The organism is Hornefia butyriciproducens (genome assembly GCF_009695915.1).
GTDB lineage: Bacteria > Bacillota > Clostridia > Peptostreptococcales > Anaerovoracaceae > Aminicella > Aminicella butyriciproducens.
Genome location: NZ_VUMZ01000002.1, coordinates 176,879 through 194,177, shown reverse-complemented (window position 1 = coordinate 194,177; position 17,299 = coordinate 176,879). Strand labels below are relative to the sequence as shown.

General features: G+C 51.9%; 16 protein-coding genes. 7 read left to right on the top strand and 9 right to left on the bottom strand.

Going from position 1 to position 17,299, the window contains the following annotated elements; genetic code table 11:
- Window positions 1–88 precede the first annotated feature (88 nt).
- Window positions 89–2,410 (bottom strand): endopeptidase La, encoded by a 2,322-nt coding sequence (gene lon / locus FYJ64_RS03260; RefSeq protein WP_154573820.1) that lies wholly within the window; start codon window positions 2,408–2,410, stop codon window positions 89–91.
- A 168-nt stretch (window positions 2,411–2,578) separates the two neighbouring features.
- Between lon and FYJ64_RS03255 the strand changes: the two genes are divergently transcribed.
- Complete coding sequence (locus FYJ64_RS03255) at window positions 2,579–3,163, top strand: flavodoxin family protein (RefSeq protein WP_154573819.1); 585 nt, start codon at window positions 2,579–2,581, stop codon at window positions 3,161–3,163.
- Window positions 3,164–3,241: 78 nt separating this feature from the next.
- Here the strand turns inward: FYJ64_RS03255 and ppk1 are convergent, their stop codons facing one another.
- The 4 genes from ppk1 to FYJ64_RS03235 all read right to left on the bottom strand — a co-directional run bounded on the left by ppk1 (window position 3,242) and on the right by FYJ64_RS03235 (window position 6,994).
- Complete coding sequence (ppk1, locus tag FYJ64_RS03250; protein ID WP_328596983.1) at window positions 3,242–5,356, bottom strand: polyphosphate kinase 1; 2,115 nt, start codon at window positions 5,354–5,356, stop codon at window positions 3,242–3,244.
- Window positions 5,335–6,228: a Ppx/GppA phosphatase family protein gene (locus FYJ64_RS03245; protein ID WP_154573818.1), complete on the bottom strand. Its 894-nt coding sequence runs from the start codon at window positions 6,226–6,228 to the stop codon at window positions 5,335–5,337. The genes ppk1 and FYJ64_RS03245 overlap by 22 nt, the downstream gene beginning before the upstream one ends.
- Before the next feature lie 351 nt (window positions 6,229–6,579).
- Window positions 6,580–6,771, bottom strand: coding sequence for a hypothetical protein (locus tag FYJ64_RS03240; protein WP_154573817.1), 192 nt, complete (start codon window positions 6,769–6,771; stop codon window positions 6,580–6,582).
- 7 nt (window positions 6,772–6,778) lie between these two features.
- Window positions 6,779–6,994 (bottom strand): hypothetical protein, encoded by a 216-nt coding sequence (locus FYJ64_RS03235; RefSeq protein ID WP_154573816.1) that lies wholly within the window; start codon window positions 6,992–6,994, stop codon window positions 6,779–6,781.
- Between the two features lie 285 nt (window positions 6,995–7,279).
- Here FYJ64_RS03235 and FYJ64_RS03230 point away from each other — a divergent pair, with 285 nt between their 5' ends.
- The 4 genes from FYJ64_RS03230 (at window position 7,280) to FYJ64_RS03215 (ending at window position 9,963) form a co-directional block, all read left to right on the top strand.
- Entirely contained in the window at window positions 7,280–7,729 is a 450-nt protein-coding gene (locus tag FYJ64_RS03230) for a helix-turn-helix domain-containing protein (protein ID WP_154573815.1), read from the top strand.
- Between the two features lie 4 nt (window positions 7,730–7,733).
- Window positions 7,734–7,958, top strand: a complete 225-nt coding sequence (locus FYJ64_RS03225; RefSeq protein ID WP_328596982.1) for a hypothetical protein — start codon at window positions 7,734–7,736, stop codon at window positions 7,956–7,958.
- 275 nt (window positions 7,959–8,233) lie between these two features.
- On the top strand, window positions 8,234–8,917 hold the full coding sequence (locus FYJ64_RS03220; RefSeq protein ID WP_154573814.1) for a phosphatase PAP2 family protein: 684 nt from the start codon (window positions 8,234–8,236) through the stop codon (window positions 8,915–8,917).
- Between the two features lie 26 nt (window positions 8,918–8,943).
- The gene (locus FYJ64_RS03215; protein ID WP_268891389.1) at window positions 8,944–9,963 is read left to right on the top strand and encodes a glycosyltransferase family 2 protein; all 1,020 of its coding nucleotides are present in this window, start codon (window positions 8,944–8,946) and stop codon (window positions 9,961–9,963) included.
- Between the two features lie 78 nt (window positions 9,964–10,041).
- Here FYJ64_RS03215 and glf read toward each other — a convergent pair whose 3' ends face one another.
- Complete coding sequence (gene glf, locus FYJ64_RS03210; protein ID WP_154573812.1) at window positions 10,042–11,166, bottom strand: UDP-galactopyranose mutase; 1,125 nt, start codon at window positions 11,164–11,166, stop codon at window positions 10,042–10,044.
- Window positions 11,167–11,575: 409 nt separating this feature from the next.
- Here glf and FYJ64_RS03205 point away from each other — a divergent pair, with 409 nt between their 5' ends.
- Window positions 11,576–12,796: an ATP-binding protein gene (locus tag FYJ64_RS03205; protein ID WP_235897094.1), complete on the top strand. Its 1,221-nt coding sequence runs from the start codon at window positions 11,576–11,578 to the stop codon at window positions 12,794–12,796.
- Between the two features lie 147 nt (window positions 12,797–12,943).
- Window positions 12,944–13,483, top strand: a complete 540-nt coding sequence (locus FYJ64_RS03200; protein ID WP_154573811.1) for a hypothetical protein — start codon at window positions 12,944–12,946, stop codon at window positions 13,481–13,483.
- 167 nt (window positions 13,484–13,650) lie between these two features.
- On the opposite strand, the gene rpsI is transcribed toward FYJ64_RS03200, so the two are convergent.
- The 3 genes from rpsI to FYJ64_RS03185 form a co-directional block, all read right to left on the bottom strand.
- Window positions 13,651–14,046, bottom strand: a complete 396-nt coding sequence (gene rpsI / locus FYJ64_RS03195) for a 30S ribosomal protein S9 (RefSeq protein ID WP_075712926.1) — start codon at window positions 14,044–14,046, stop codon at window positions 13,651–13,653.
- A gap of 18 nt (window positions 14,047–14,064) precedes the next feature.
- On the bottom strand, window positions 14,065–14,493 hold the full coding sequence (rplM, locus tag FYJ64_RS03190; RefSeq protein WP_075712928.1) for a 50S ribosomal protein L13: 429 nt from the start codon (window positions 14,491–14,493) through the stop codon (window positions 14,065–14,067).
- Between the two features lie 374 nt (window positions 14,494–14,867).
- Window positions 14,868–17,213, bottom strand: a complete 2,346-nt coding sequence (locus FYJ64_RS03185; RefSeq protein WP_154573810.1) for an HAD-IC family P-type ATPase — start codon at window positions 17,211–17,213, stop codon at window positions 14,868–14,870.
- Window positions 17,214–17,299 lie beyond the last annotated feature (86 nt).

Sequence of the window (17,299 nt, the reverse complement as noted above, 5' to 3'; positions counted from 1 at the left end):
GTCTGAACGGTCGGCGCCAGACCCGTAAAACAGCCGAAGACCAGCGCTCCGGTTACGGAGCGCCGGTCTTCGGCAAAGCAATCGGCGGTCACAGTATCTCCGCCTTCTGCAGAACCTCCTTCACTTCGGAAACAGGGATAATCTCCAGCTTATCCTTTGCCTCCTGCGGAACGTCCTCCAGATCATTTACGTTTTCCGCCGGAATGAACACCGTCTCAACTCCGGCGCGCTGCGCCGCCATCAGTTTTTCAGGCAGTCCGCCGATCGGCGTGACGACGCCGCGCAGCGAAACCTCGCCGGTCATCGCAAGCTTCGGACTGACCGCGTTCCCCGTAACAAGCGACGCAAGCGCTGTTGTCAGGGTAATGCCCGCCGACGGTCCGTCCTTGGGAACCGCACCTGCCGGAACATGAACGTGCAGGTCATTTTCCTCAAACAGTTTCTCCTTATCGGGGAACAGCGACTTCACAAGGCTGACAGCGATCTGCACAGACTCCTTCATGACGTCGCCCAGCTGACCGGTAATCACAACCTTGCCATTTCCCTTTGTAAACAAAGTCTCAATGAACAGAATCTCTCCTCCGGCACTGGTCCACGCCAGACCCGTAACGATTCCGGGCTTTTTCTCCGCCAGCACATGATCGTGGGAGATTGGCGTCATATCCAGATATCTGCGCAGATCCTCCACTGCGACGACAACTCCCGGCCCCGCCGCATCGTTGGAAGATACCTCTCCGTTTGCATCGGCAGCCTCTGTCCGACTCTTCACGATTTCCACCGCTGCCACGCGGCACAAAGTATCCAGTCGTTTCTTCAGCCCGCGAACGCCGGACTCGGCAGTGTAATCATCGATAATCGCTCTCAACACGTCGTCACTGATCTTCAGATCCTCGGGACGAATTCCCATGGATTCCATCGCCTTCGGCAGAAGATGCCGCCGTGCAATCTGGAATTTGTCCGCCGCGGTGTATCCCGGAAAACGAATGACTTCCATACGGTTCAGCAGCGGCTCCGGAATCGTATCCAGCGTATTGGCCGTACAGATGAAGAACACGTCGGACAGGTCATAGGGCACGTTCATATAATGGTCGGTGAAAGTGCCGTTCTGCTCCGGATCCAATACTTCCAGAAGCGCCGACGCCGGATCGCCGTTATACGATTCGCCCAGCTTGTCCACCTCATCCAGAACCATGACCGGATTGGAAACACCGCTTTTGGCAATGCCGTCCATAATTCTGCCGGGCATTGCGCCGATGTAGGTACGGCGATGCCCGCGGATATCAGCCTCATCCCGTACTCCGCCGAGGCTGACCCGCACGTATTTTCTGTGAAGTGCCCGGGCGATGCTTTGTCCGATGCTGGTCTTGCCTGTGCCGGGAGCGCCGACGAAACAAAGAATCGATCCGGACTGTTTCTTCTGCAGATCCATAACCGCAATCTGCTGAATGATACGGTCCTTGACCCTCTTCATGCCGAAGTGATCCTCGTCCAGAATCTCCTGCGCCTCGCTGATGCGTATCGTCTCCGCCGGCTCCTTTTTCCAGGACAGGCCGGTGACAAAATCCAGATAATCATACAGCATTCCGGATTCCGCGCTGTTCTGATTTTCCTGTTTCAGACGGTTCAGCACCTTTTCCGCCTCCCGGCGGGCGTCCGGGTTCATACCGGATTCCTCGATTTTCAGTTCAAATCGTCTCGCATCGCTGACGTTCTCCGGATGCATCTCATCCAGCTGTTTCTGCAGATAATCCATCTGCTTCCGGATGGCGTTCTCCCGATATGCCTTGCGGTAGTCCTGCTCCTGTTCGTTCTCCGCCTCAGTCGTCAGCCGGGCGATTTCGATATATTCATACATCCCCTTTTCAATCAGGTCGTTTCTGGCTGACTTGCTGTCCGTCGCCAAAATCGCATATTTATCCTCCGGCGGATTGCCCATCCACTGAGACATACCTGCGGCGATCTCGTTCAGATTCCGCCACTGCATGATGTAATTGCGGGCGATGGGCCCCCACTGGAAGCCGGAGGTGTAGGCGATCAGCGCCGCCTTCAGTTTTTCCAGCCTCTCGCGTTCATCCTCCGGATCCGTATCGCTGATATCCGCCCTCGGCGTAACGTTCAGCTCAATTCTTTGTTCCTCGCCGATTCTCACCGAATCCACGTTCACCCTCGCCGTGGTCTCCACAATAAGATATCCGTTGGGGTTTACTTCCTTTATGGCGCCGGAAACGCCGATGGGATAGAAGCTGTCCGCAGTCAGTTCCTCCCGGCTCTCTTCTCTTTTCTGCACCAGGAAGATGACATGCTCTCCCTCCTCCGGACTCCTGCCCGCCAGCTGTGTAAACCGGTCGGTCTGAAAGAGGATGCGCGCCTCCGGTACGACAATAACGTTATATACAGGTACTACAAACATCCTAATTACCTCCATTTGTTCAATCTCTAATGTAATTTCCCGGATGGTTTCATCCGATACTTCTGCCTTTGTTAGCACTCATACCCATCGAGTGCCAGTATCAAACAGAAAATTTTCCGGGAGGTGAATTCATTGACATCTGCCGGTGAGGAATTTATAATATTTCACATGAGTAGAAAAGTATGCATATTGAAGGGCAGTCCGCGCTCTGAAGGGAACACCAACAGCCTTCTGAAGCCGGTCATCAGCGAGCTGACCCGGGCAGACGCTGAATGTGAAGAATTTAATCTGTATGACATGAACATCCGTCCCTGTCTCGCCTGCCGCGGATGCCAGAGGGACTGGTCCGCACCCGCCTGCGTTCTGAACGACGATATGGGCGGGATTTTCAGTTCTATGCTTTCAAGCGAACTGATTCTGCTTGCCACGCCGATCTACGTCTGGTACTGCACCGCCCCGATGAAGGCATGTCTGGACCGGGCCGCCTATGCGCTGAACAAATATTACGGCGATGAAAAAGGCCCGTCGCTGTGGACAGGTAAGAAAATCGCCTTAATCTCCACCTGCGGTTATCGGCCGGAGAAGGGCACGGATCTTCTGGAAGAAGGACTGAAAAGATACTGCAGGCATTCCGGCCTGCAGTATCTTGGAAAAATCGCCGAGCGTCACCTCGGATATAACGTGGAATTCATGGATGCAGAGAAGGAGCAGCGCGCCAGAAATTTCGGCCGCCGGCTTCTTCGGGAGCTCTGAAAGGTTCCACATGCCGGAGCCTTCGGCGGCGCTCCTGCGGAGATTTTGGTCGCCGGCTTCTTCGGGAACTCTGAAGTGTCAGATTGACAGCCTGCGCCGGAGTCTCTCCAGCAGACCCGGTCTCCGGGATTCCGCCGGTTCTGCCGGTCTTGCGGCAACCTGCGGAATCCGATGAATTGACTGTTTCATAAATTCATCCTGGCTGCTGAACCCGCCGCTTTCACTTTCATCCTGCAGCTCTGTCTGCAGAATCCACAAAAGCTGCTGACGGATATCCGGGTCATGAACCGGACAGGCCACCTCCACGCGCCGCCGCAGATTCCGTGTCATCAGATCCGCAGAGGAAATATACAGTTTTGCCTCTTCTCCGCGCCCGAAGCAGTAAATCCGGGCGTGCTCCAGATATCTTCCGACGATCCTCTTCACATGAATATTTTCTGTATATCCGGACACCTCCGGGCAAATACAGCAGATCCCCCGGATGATCAGATGAATTTCCACGCCGGCGTCCGACGCCTTCTGCAGCCGGTCGATTACATGCCTTTCCGTCACCGCGTTGGCTTTGATACAGATATAGCCATCGCTTCCTTTTTCCGTTTCCTCATCAATATGCTTCAGCACAGCCTTCCGAATGCCGGCAGGCGCCACCAACAGTTCTTTGTACGAGCCCTCCAGATTATTCACAAGCATGTTGCGAAAAAACGCAACGCCGTCCTCACCGATCTCCCGGGAAGCCGTCATCAGTGACAGATCCGTATACTGCGCGTTAGTCTTCTCATTATAGTTGCCGGTGCCGACCTGCGTGATATAACTCAGATGTCCCCGCTCCTTCAGTGTAATCAGGCAGACCTTGCTGTGACATTTGTAATTCTCAACGCCGTAAACAACCTCGCAGCCCGCCTCCTCCATCACCTTCGACCAGGCGATGTTGTTCGCCTCATCGAACCGGGCGCGGAGTTCCATCATTACCAGAACATCCTTCCCGTTTTCCGCAGCGCGGCACAGGATCCGAGCGATTCTGGACGTGGACGCCAGACGGTAGATCGTGATTTTAATCGAAAGCACATCGTCCCTGTCCGCAGCTTCGTTCAGCAGTTCCAGGAACGGATCCACTGCGTCGAAGGGAAAAAAGAGGAGATGATCGCCCGATTTCACCTGCTCTATGATGCTTCTGCCTTTCGTCAGACTTTCCGGCCAGCGTGGAGTGTATTCCGGGTACAAAAGCGGGGTCGACAGGCTTTCCGGAAGTTCGCCGATCAGCTGAAACACATATTTCATATTCAAAGGCGTCTCATCCCGGTAGACCTGACGGTTTCGGACACGGATACGTCGGGTAAGCTTTTCAAAAAACTCCCGGCTGATCTCTCGGTCGATTTCCAACCGCATGATATCCAGACTGCGGCGTTTTTTCAGCAGAGTGCTGACCCGATTACGGAAATCGGATTCCTCATCCTCAAATTTATCGTCGTCGAACTGGATATCCGCGTTTCTGGTCGCGCAGATTGTACAGCATTCATCTACATCATAGCGCCCGAACAGCTCCGGCGCGAAATGTGTGAGAATCGTCTCAATCCGAATATAACGTCCCTTTTCGGCATCCCCTTCGGCAGGAATCAGATATGCCGGCAGCGACTCCGGAATAGGAATGAATCCCAGCGACGCCTTCCCTCCGCCGTTCTTCAGCAACGCTGTAACGTACAGGGCTTTGTTCACAAAATGCGGAATCGGATGATGGGAACCCACGACCTGAGGCGAAATCACGGGATAGATGAATTGCTGGAAATATGTCTCTATCCGCGCCTGCTCCTCTTCGGTCAGGTCCTCATAGGTCAGGTCCCGAATCGAATACTGCTTCAGCTTTTCCTGTACCGACCGCCAAACCTCCTGCTTTCTGCGGATAAGCCCGGGAATAGCCTTGTAAATTTCCTTCAGCTGTTTCCCCGGCGTCATTCCGCTCTTGTTATCAATTTCGTCCGGTGAAACAGTGGAAAGGTCGAACAGACTCCCCACCCGCACCATAAAAAACTCGTCTAGATTGCTGGAGAAAATCGAGACGAATTTCAGTCGCTCCAGAGCCGGAACGGTTTCCCGTGCGCCCTCCTCAAGGACTCTCCGGTTGAAGTCCAGCCAGCTCAGTTCCCGATTCCAGGTATAGGCGAAATTATATTTTTCTACTTCAGAATTCTTTTGCACAGATATCCCTCCCTCACGCCATACCGTCCGATAGCAATCTCTTTAGCGTCGAACCTTTCAACGATATACTGCATGATAAGGTATCCCGGGATCATGGTGTGAATCCGTTCGGGTGCCACCTTCAGAATCAAATCTGCCGCCTCTTTCCGTTCAGTCAGCAGAGCCTTTCCCACAGCATCAAAATGCTTCCGTGTAATCACCCGATCCTCTGCCGGAACACCACACACTCTGCGGGCTAATTTCAGCACGGCACGGGCGGTTCCGCCTACGCAGATGATCCTCTTGATGTCTTTGTCCCGAAACGCTGCAGACGGGATCTTACTCTCCACAGTTGCCCGGATCCTCGCGATGCCGCGCTCTCCGGGAAGGATCTTGCGGACGCAGTCTTTATACAGGCGCAGCGACCCGGTTTCATAGCTCCCCGAGCGATCCACCTTCCCTCCTGCGAAGGTGACGATTTCCGTACTGGCGCCGCCGATGTCCACAAAGGCGCCGCTGGCACACTCGAACTCCTTCATCGCGCCGATATATCCGTAGTATGCCTCTTCCTTACCCGAAAGGATCTCAATGGAAAAGCCGGTGAGTTCGCTGATCCGCGTCTCCGCTTCGTCAGTGTTGCTGATGTTTCGCAGAGATGCTGTGGCAAAGACATGTACATTTTCAATTTTCAGACTTTCCAGCATGAACTTGAACTGCAGCAGTCCCACCGCCGCACAAGACATGCCCTCGTCGGTAAGACGCCCGTCCTCCACATAGCCGGCCAGACTGGCCATGACCTTTTCCTTAAACAAAATTTCGAACCCGGAATCCGTCACATCATAGACGGTGAGACGCATGGAGTTTGAGCCTATATCGATAATTGCCTGATTCATTGTCGTACCTCCGTTCACTGTGTTTGTCCGCTCTTATCAATTGGTTTTCCTCTTCTTCCTAAAAAGATTGTAAAACAGGTATGTTAAATTTCCTGTCGGGAGGGTGTTAAATTTTTGTAAACAAAAGATGACGGGCGCGGGGAGGAAATCCCTGCCAGAGAGGAAAAACGCCGCGTCGTGATGCGGTGGCTGCAGATGAAGCCCAAAACCGCCGCTTGCGACCGACGGCACAGCTGCAGATGGGTCTCGCAGCCGCTACGCACGACCGGCGGTGCGAGTGGCGCTGGCGGTCCCAGCGGCGCAGAACAAAACCGGAGCCCACCGGGGCCGCGACAAAACCGGAACTCGTGATCACAGGTTGTCAGGATTGAAAAATCTTCTGCCGTCGTCCTCAAACAGAGGATATCCGTTTCCCTTTGTACATTCTCCCTCACGCACCCTGGGAATCTCCGCATCAAAATCGATGGCGCAGCATTTCCCCTTCGCCTTCTTGCAGTGCGGATATTTCTCGCAACGGAAGATATAGCATTCCTTTTCCTCCATAGCGCTCTCACCCCCGTACAAACGGTGCATTATACTCCATGTTCAGCTCCGCAATTTCTTTCTCTCCGTCGATATACGGTCTGTAGAAATTGTCCACGATGCCGCCGCCCATGTTGTCACAACCGTTACATCCGGAGCAACTCCCGCCGCACACGGACAGCGCCTGTGTGACAATGCGGATACGTTCTTCCCGGGTCGTGTCCCGGATCAGTATTGATTTCATAAGCGTTTTCCTCCCTGATCTCTCGTCAGGCTACCTGAGTTTCCTTACGATTATTTGTTGTATAATTACCCTTCCCGGCAGAAATTAAGCGAGAAACCTTGCCACAAAAAGAAACCGCCGCATCATGCTGCGACAATAATATTGATGCAGGTTTGATGATCTCAGGTATCATCTTTTTTGTCATGGGTATTCGGAAACGAAGGGAACAGTCTTTCAGTCTGCACTGTTGACATTAGGTCGGCATACCGATATAATGAAAGTGAACAATGAGCGGGAGGTGACGACATGGACTTGCAGACTTTGCTTGACCAAAGACAGATCACAAAATACCATCTTTCAAAAGTCAGCGGTGTGCCAAAGACTACAATCATGGATATATGCGCAGGACGGAGCAAGATCGAACGCTGTTCGGCCAAAACTGTTCAGCAGCTTGCAAAGGCGTTGGATTGTACGATGGAGGACATTATGGAGCTGTCTTCCCCTTATGACAGTGCAACCGGGCTTCCGAAGGATAAGACCTATCTGGAACGCGGTCTGCCGCCATTTCTGGTGGAATCCATTGCCGCCATGAAGGCTGCGTGGGAGAAGCTGGATGGCGGAGAACCTTATCTCCGCTGGGACTGTGATTACTGTAATCTTCAGACAGACATCAATAATGCAGAGGTCAATCAGATCATCAATCCGGAACAGGCATGGTATTTACGGGAGAAATATTTGAGATTGGAAAAGGCGTAACGGTATGAACGTCATAGATTTTACAGAACTGAAAAAGCGAAAAAAGACCTACGCCGGTGCAAACGGGAATAAAATCTCCGTGATTTACGAAGGCGAACAGTATATGCTCAAGTTTCCTCCGCAGGTAAAGCTGAATAAAGACGTGAGCTACAGCAACAGTTGTTTTTCCGAAGGCAAGGAACGACAGAGACGCGAGATAACATTTCGGACATATAAATCATCTATTTAGCCGGTTGGTTTCAGCAGAAATCAGCCGGTTTTTACATAGCCGGGTGTTCTCCAACAAAGGAGCATCCGGCTTTTTCTATTTCAGAGCAGACACTAAATTAGAAGCAATTTAAAAATACAAGAGAGTTGTCAACCGAAAAACTCCACAACAAATTGACACCGCCAATTTTTCCCGGTAATTTGCACGTCGACCGTTCTGTGTGTTATTATATACTCATCTGTTTACAAAACCAACACAAACCCGTAATACAATAGAGAGCAGGAGAAAGTTGTATTATGAATTTACTGGAAAAAAAAGATATACAGCATAAGCTCAGGATCTCTGCGCCGCTTCTGGTGTTCATGGTATTCTACATGATCTGGTTTTCGGCGCTGGAGCAGAATACCGGCAGTCACTATCACGTAATCTATTCGTCGCTGGACAGTCTTATCCCATTCTGCGAATATTTCATTGTGCCGTATTTTTTATGGTTTGCTTTTGTTCCGGCAATTATGATCTATCTTCTGTTCGCAGACGAAGCGGCCTTTCGACGGACATCGCTGATTCTGATGGCCGGTATGCTGTTCTTCCTGATCACTTCCACCATCTACCCGACGATACTCTATCTTCGTCCGACTGAAATGCCGAACGACAACATCTTTTGTCAAATGGTGGCACGCCTGTATCAGACCGACACGCCGACGAATGTCGCACCGAGCATTCACGTATTCAATACGCTCGTTGTACTGGAAGCGCTGCACACCTGCCGCGGCAAGCTGGCGCGGAATCCGCTGGTTCTAATCGCAGCAAACGTGCTTTCGCTTCTCATTATACTGGCCACGATGTTCCTGAAGCAGCACTCTGTTCTGGACGTGCTGTCGGCGTGCATCATGTTCATTGCCATCGTATGGTGTGTGGATCAGTTTGATTTCTATGAGGTCAGAAAGCCTGCCCGAGTCAGAGATGACATTACCGCATAATCCCCCCGAACGGAAGGAAATTCAGTTTGAAAGAAAAAGTAATAACCTTTGCGATCCCCTGTTTTAACTCGGAAGAATATATGGAAAAGTGTGTCGAATCACTGCTCCCCGGAGGGGAAGACGTCGAAATTATCATCGTGGATGACGGTTCCACAGACCGCACTGCTGGAATCGCCGACCGATATGCGGCGCGATATCCGCAGATCGTCCGGGCCATTCATCAGAAAAACGGAGGGCACGGCGCCGCGGTGAACACCGGAATCGCCAACGCGTCCGGCCGGTTCTTCAAGGTCGTTGACAGCGATGACTGGGCAGATTCAGCGAGCTATCGAAAGGTACTCCGTTTCCTGAATCTGGTCATCGAGCAGGACCAGCCGCTGGATCTGCTGGTTTTCAACTACGTTTATGAAAAGGCGGGAGCATATCACAAAAAAGTCATGCGCCCTGCGGGCCTCCCAAAGGGTCGGTTTTTCGGCTGGAAAGACGTCGGTCATCTGCAGAAGGCCCACTACATCCTGATGCACTCCATGGTCTACCGGACGGAGCTGCTCAGGGAATGCGGGCTGAAGCTGCCGGAGCACACGTTCTACGTGGACAATATCTTCGCGTTCCAGCCGCTTCCCTTTGTAAAAACCATGTATTATATGGACGTCCCCTTCTACCGCTACTTCATCGGCCGGGAGGATCAGTCCGTCAATGAAAAAGTCATGATCCGCCGCATCGATCAGCAGATCCGCGTCAACAAAATCATGGTCGAGATCTTCTCCAATGCGAAATTCCCGCATGTCAAATGCTTCAAATACATGCGCAACTATCTGGAAATCGTGACCATGATCACCCATACGATTCTGCAGCTGGACGGCACCAAAAGAGCCTTCGCCAGGCGGGGAGCTCTGTGGCGGTATATTGAGAAAACCGATCCGGTCATCTATCATTTCCTGCGTCACAGTCTGATGGTCCGCTGCGTCGGGCTTCCCGGAAAAGTGGGGCACGAGATCGTATGTCGCGGTTATCGCGTGGTCCGCCTGATCTACGGATTCAATTAACGTCAGTTCATTGATTTCCCGTCGGACTTAATGGCGTTGACAAACGTAAAACATGCGCCAACAGCCGAAAGCAGCGCACTACCTGCAGAGCTGCTGTTCGGCCAGTGCCAGTGCGGCACCGATCACCTGGTCCATATCGTAATACCGATATTCTCCCAGACGGCCGCCGAAAATCACTTTAGGCTCGTTCTTTGCCAGTTCTCTGTATTCTTTGTACAGGGAACTGTTTTTTTCGTCGTTTACCGGATAGTACGGCTCATCTCCCGGCTTCCACTCCGCGCTGTACTCTCTGCTGATGACGGTCTTCGGCAGCGGGTTTCCGTCCCCGTCCCTGCCGAACTCGAACCATTTATGCTCGATAATCCGGGTCCACGGGGTCTCTCTGTCTGTGTAATTGACCGCGGCGTTCCCCTGGAAATTTTCCCGGTCGAGCACCTCGGTTTCAAACCGGACGGACCGGTACTCCAGGTTCCCCAGACGATATCCGAAAAATTCATCGATCGCGCCGGTATACACAACCGCTGCTGCGAGGCCGTTCAGTTCTTCTTTGTGCTCCAGATAATCCACCCCCAGACGCACCTCGACGCCCCGCAGCATATTCTCCACCATACGGGTATAACCGCCCACAGGGATCCCCTGATAGAGTGCGTTGAAGTAATTATTGTCAAAGGTGTATCGGACCGGCAGCCTGCGGATAATGAAAGCCGGAAGCTGATCGCATGGACGCCCCCACTGCTTCTCCGTGTAGCCCTTGATCAGTTTCTCATAGATATCTGTTCCGACGAGGCTGATCGCCTGCTCCTCCAGATTTTTCGGGTCCGTGATCCCCGCCTCCCGGCGCTGCCGGCGGATTTCTTCCTGCGCTTCCTGCGGCGTCACGACGCCCCACATTTTATTGAAGGTATACATATTGAAGGGTAACGAATACAGCTCGCCGTGGTAATTCGCCACGGGGGAGTTGGTGAAGCGGTTGAAATCCGCAAACTGTCCGACATAATTCCAGACGCGGGAATCGCTGGTATGAAAGATATGGGCGCCATACCGATGCACATGTATCCCTTCGATTTTTTCTGTATAGACATTGCCTGCCACCTGCGGCCTGCGGTCGATCACCAGCACGCGCTTGCCTGCCTGATGCGCCCTCTCTGCAAATACAGCGCCGAAAAGTCCGGCGCCCACGATCAGATAATCATACTGTTTCATTGCTCTCTCCGTTTCCCTGATTTGATTCGGCTGATTTCTTCTTTGCCCGCGGAATCCGCCGGTACAAAGTACGCGCAGGACGGTTCCGTCCGCGGCAGCGCCCGCTAAGTCCGATGCACCCTGCTTCCGGATTGTGCGTTGCGGCGCTGCTGACAAACTTCCGTCAGCGCCCGTCAAGTCCGACGGGGACTCAATGAGCAGCTGCTGTTATAGTTATTATAGTGGTTCAAAGGGCGGACTTCAAGAATTTCCGTTGCCTTTGTCACATTCTCCGGCGAATCTCTCTTATTGTTCCCGTTTCGGAACAGTAATCTGTTTTTCAGCAATTATGTTCTCATTTCGGAATATATATTGATTTTTTGCGTTTTGTATGCTAAAATCGAAACACTACTTGATGGAGGTGATCATCTTGGTTGAAAGGAAAGAATATCTGGAACGTCTGATTCAGTGGAAGGATGAACAGGTAATCAAAGTCGTCACCGGTATCAGGCGCTGCGGAAAATCCACCTTGCTGCTGCAATATCAGGCGTGGCTTATGGCAAAAGGGATCTCAAAGGAACAGATCGTTTCTGTCAATTTCGAAGAATTGGAATATGAGGAGCTGCAGGACTATCGAAAACTCTATGCCTTTCTCAAGGAGCATCTGCATGGAGAAAAAAAGACCTACATTTTCCTGGATGAAATCCAGAAGGTTCCATCCTTTGAAAAGGTTGTCGACAGTCTGTATGTCAAGCCGAACGCAGACATCTACATCACCGGTTCCAACGCCTGCCTGCTTTCGGGGGATCTTGCCACATTGCTGACAGGCCGTTATGTGGAAATCAAGATGCTGCCCCTGTCCTTTAAAGAATATCTGAAGATCACCGGCATGAATCCGGATCGCGGTCTTTCGGAATATATGCGTGACGGAGGCCTCCCCTATATTGCCGTTATGGACCGGACGCCGGAAAAGGTAGACACCTATTTAGAAGGCATCTACAATACCGTAATCATAAAGGACATAGAGGACCGCCAGGCCAGGAAGGAAACTGATCCTGACAAAAGAAAGATCACGGACGTTCTCCTGCTGAAGACCATAGCTAAATATCTGGCAAGTGTGACCGGAAATCCGGTCTCCATCCGGAGCATCACCAACTATCTGATCTCAAACGGAAGAAAAGTCTCCGCTAACACGGTAAGCAATTATGTTGAGGCGCTCACAGAATCCTTTATCTTCTATCCGGCAGAGCGTTTTGATATCGTGGGAAAACAGCTTCTGAAAGCGAATCAAAAGCTGTATATTGTGGACCTTGGTCTAAGGAACCATATCCTGCCGCGCATTCAATACGATCTGGGTTTTTCACTGGAGAACCTGGTTTATTTCGAGCTTCTTCGCCGAGGCTTCCGCGTTATGACAGGGAAGATCGGCAATACCGAGGTTGACTTCGTTGCAGAAAAACAGAGCACCTATACCTATTTTCAGGTTACAGCAGATATGACCGCGAAAGATACATTCGACCGCGAGTTGAAGCCGCTCTCAAATATCCGGGACAACTACGAGAAAATCGTCCTGACAGGAGATCGGCTCACTATAGGGAACTACAACGGCATCCAGGTCAGAAACCTGTCTGACTGGTTACTGGGAAAATAAAATTACATCACTTTTATGATAAATTAATTCATATTACATATCCGTTTATCAGGAAGGCAAGGACATTCATACAGTTCCCTTGACATGCGTCGGATTTTTCTGTATATTCAAATCAGGCATTTTCTACGCATATGAAAAGAAGTATCTATGAAATCACATTTAAGGCAATTCTTTTGTGCCGTTCTCACATCGGCTCTGATCGCTTCAACGGTCACCTTTTCCTTTGCGGCATCCCCTCAACCCTCAGAGGAGACCGCAGCAGATATTGAAAAGGCTTCTATTACGCTGTCTGATTACAATTACACACACTCCTTTACCGGCAGAAAAGCAATCACAGCCATTGCGGAAACCTACGGGCTGCAGAACCCCGAAGCAAGCGAGGAAATTTCCACGACGCATACCTTTTCTGCCGCCGCGGGAGTAGACGCTGACGGAAAAACAGTAAAGGCCGCCCTTAAAGCTGCATATGAATTTTCCATCACAAAGAAGCGAACGATTTCCGACGAGCAGGATGTCGTCGTGAAAAAAGGATGCAAAAGAAACGCACGCGCCTATGTAAATAACAAAATCTATTATTTCAACATCTGGAAGAAACGAATTCTTCTAAAGGATAAATACTGCGGCAAAGGTCACATAACCAGACCGGTGGGCGTAATATTCGAAATCAGAAAGAACCAGAAGAAATAGAAACCCGTTCATTCATGCGGTCAGTCTTGCCCCGCCGGATGTCCGACGAGCTTAATGCGTGCGGTCGGCTTATTCGCCGCGCCGCGGTGCACGCCACTTTAAAACCCCCGGAAATCAACCGATTCCGGGGGTTTAAAGTTTCGACAGTTCTTCTTCGGTAACTGAGACTAACGCTTCGAGAACTGGGATGCTTTACGGGCTTTCTTGAGGCCGTATTTCTTTCTTTCCTTCATTCTCGGGTCTCTGGTCAGGAACCCTGCGGCCTTCAGCGGCGCTCTGTAAGCATCCGCATCCGCCTCGCACAGCGCTCTGGAGATTCCGTGTCTCAGCGCGCCCGCCTGACCGGTCAGTCCGCCGCCGTTCACCAGCGCGATGACGTCGAACTTTCCTTCCGCTCCGGCAACACCGAAGGGTCTCACGACTTCCTGTCTCAGCAGCTCTGCCGGGAAATAATCATTCAGGTCTTTTTTGTTAATCGTTACCTTTCCGGTTCCAGGGAGCAGTCTGACTCTGGCAACGGAAGATTTTCTTCTGCCTGTTCCACGATACTGTGTCTTAGCCATATTCTATTCCTCCCTTTCCTAAAATTCCAGTGGTTCCGGCTTCTGAGCCGCATGCTTGTGCTCAGGGCCTGCGTAAACGTGTAACTTCTTGAACATCTGTCTGCCGAGCTTGCCCTCCGGGAGCATGCCCTTTACTGCATGACGGATAATTTCCTCAGGCTTCTTCGCCTGCATTTCCTCGAACGTTACTTCCTTCTTACCACCCGGGAATCCGGAATACGATACATAGGTCTTCTCTTTTCTCTTCTTTCCGGTAACGCTGACCTTTTCCGCATTGACGACAATCACGTTGTCGCCGCAGTCAACGTGCGGAGTATACGTCGGTTTGTTCTTTCCTCTCAGGACAGACGCGACCTCTGAAGCCAGTCTTCCGAGAGTTTTGCCTTCTGCATCGACAACGTACCATTTACGCTGCACTTCCGCAGGCTTAGCAATGTAAGATTTCATGTTACTTCCTTTCTGCCTACTGGGAATCCCCCCGGGATTCTGTTTCGGCCCTGCCTACTGAGATCGAACGGGTTGGGAAATCGATCCTGGTCGGCATCGCTAAAATTGATTCAGCTCGCAAGGCTTCCGGTACGCACAGTGGTTCAGTCCTGCCTGACCTGCCCGCGACAAAAACAGGCGTCTGCGTAGACGCATCATTTATTATATAGCAGCGCCGCGAAGAAATCAAGCATTTTATCACAAAGCGCAGCACAGCTTTTTTTCAAAGGCCGCCACGGATTTTTTTCACAAAGATCACTGCAGCTTTATCACAAAGATCACTGCAGCTTTGTCGCAAAGTCCATCGCAGCTTTGTCACAAAGAACGCCGCACATTCAATGACGCTTTCTCTGTCTCGCTTCCCTGCCGAAGAAGTTTTCAACAAAGGCTGTGAATTTGTAGAAATAGCGGAAGACCGCCTCGGTCGCCATCATGAACACCACCAGAAGCAGCGCGCACTGCCAGTTCACCGGGCTGATGCCGAACAGGGAATTGTGGAAAATGATCATATAGAAGAACCCCGCCACCATAACGACCATCATGCCGAGATGCAGCCGGTTCATGGGCTTCGCGACCCTCGCCAGAATCATGAACTCCACCAGCGCCACCAGGGCGGAGCTCGCAGTGGAAATCATGCTGGCCTTCAGCTCGAGCACATCGCCGAACACCAACAGACAGCTGACGGAGAGGAACAAAGTAATTCCCGCCGGCGTGGCCATCCGGAAGACGTTACCGAGGAAGCTGCCCCGTATCCTGTCTCTGTTCGGTTCCAGGGAGAGCACAAAGCTTGGAATCCCGATGGTGAACATGCTGATAAGAGTAATCTGCGAAGGCTTCAACGGATACTGCAGCACACTGATCAGGGAAAACATCGCCAGGAGCAGCGAAAAGATATTCTTGGTCAGATACAGCGTTGCGGTTTTGATGATGTTATTGACTACCCGCCGTCCCTCCGCGACGACCAGCGGCATCCGGGAAAAATCGGAATCCATCAGAACAAGCTGTGCAGCGTTAGATGCGGCCTCGCTGCCGGAGGCCATAGCGATGGAGATGTCCGCGTCCCGCAGCGCCAGAATGTCGTTCACGCCGTCGCCGGTCATGCCGACGGTCTTCCCCTGTTTCTGGAGCCCTTTGACGAACATTCGCTTCTGTTCAGGCGTAACGCGGCCGAACACCGTGTAGCGGCCGACCGCACGGTCAACGTCATCCTGAGATTTCAGTGTTCTGGCGTCCACATAATTCTGCGCATCAGCGATGCCCGCCTCCTGCGCCACATTGGAAACCGTCACCGGATTGTCTCCCGAGATAACCTTCACATCCACTCCGTTTTCTGCGAAATACTCAAAAGTGGGTTTCGCGCCTTCCCGGATGGGATTGACCAGCAGAATCAGAGCCAGCAGCCGGACCTCCTCCGTCAGCGTCTGCCCTCTGGGCTCTTCCCGGCTGCGTGCAAACGCGAGGACACGGTAGCCCTGTTCGCTGACAGACTGAATATATTCACTGTAACGGGAGAAATTTTCTCCCAGCACAAACTCCGGCGCGCCAAGAACAAAATTGCCGTCCTCATAGCTCGCGCCGCAGTATTTGTATTTCGAGGAAAATCCGCAGACATGGAAGGGCTCTCTTCCCAAACCGTCTGTGAAGTAATTCTGAAGAGCCGCCATAGTGATATTGTCGCGGCTCTGACTCTGCGCCAGATCTGCGATATAGGGGCGCAACGCCTCTTCCGAATATTCCTTTGTGGCAGATTTCAGTCCTGCCACCTGCATCTCGTTCTCCGTGATGGTTCCTGTTTTGTCCACGCACAGCACATCCACCCGCGCCAGCGTCTCAATACAGCGCATATTCTGAACCAGGACGTCGCTCTGGGCAAGGCGCATGGCGCTGACGACCATCGCGATGCTGGCCATCATATACAGACCCTCGGGAATCATCCCCAGAACAGCCGCCACCATGGCAATCACGCTGGCCCGGAAGGACAGACCCTGAATGGCGATCTGCTGGAACATCAGGATTCCACCGATGGGGATGATGGCAATGCCGATGAACATTACAAGCCGATCCAGCGATTTCACCATCTGGGACTGGTTGTCGTTCTTCTTCTGCCGGGTTGCCTCCGCCGTCAGCCGATTGATATAGGAATGCTTTCCGACCGCGGTGAGACGGGCAGCGCATTCGCCGGAAACCACAAAGCTTCCGGACATCAGCTCATCGCCGGGATGCTTTTCAATCTCGTCGGACTCTCCGGTGATCAGCGCCTCATTGACGCTGACACTTCCGTCCTCCACCCGCGCATCCGCCGGAATCTGATTGCCGGCTCCCAGAACGACCACATCGTCCAGTACCAGACGGTCGGTGTCCACCTCCTGCCGGCGTCCGTCCCGAATCGCGATACTCCTGGGCATCTTGGAGAATTTCAGGTTGTCCAGCGTATTCTTGGAGCGGATCTCCTGGTATATGCCGATGCCGGTGTTGGCGAAAATAATCAGCATGAAGGAAAGATCCTTGAATGATCCCACAACAATAAGCAGGACAGCCAGAACCGTGAATATGAGATTGAAATACGTAAAAATATTGGATTTTACAATTTCATTCACTGATCTGGTGGAGGAGGACACCTCCTCATTCACCTTGCCCTGCTTTATTCTTTCCTGTACTTCCTGTGTAGTTAATCCCGTCATATTTTCTTCTGCGCTCCTTCTGACAATACAATCATTCTAACATAATCTGATGATTGGTCAATAGGGGCAGAGAAGCCTTAACGGGT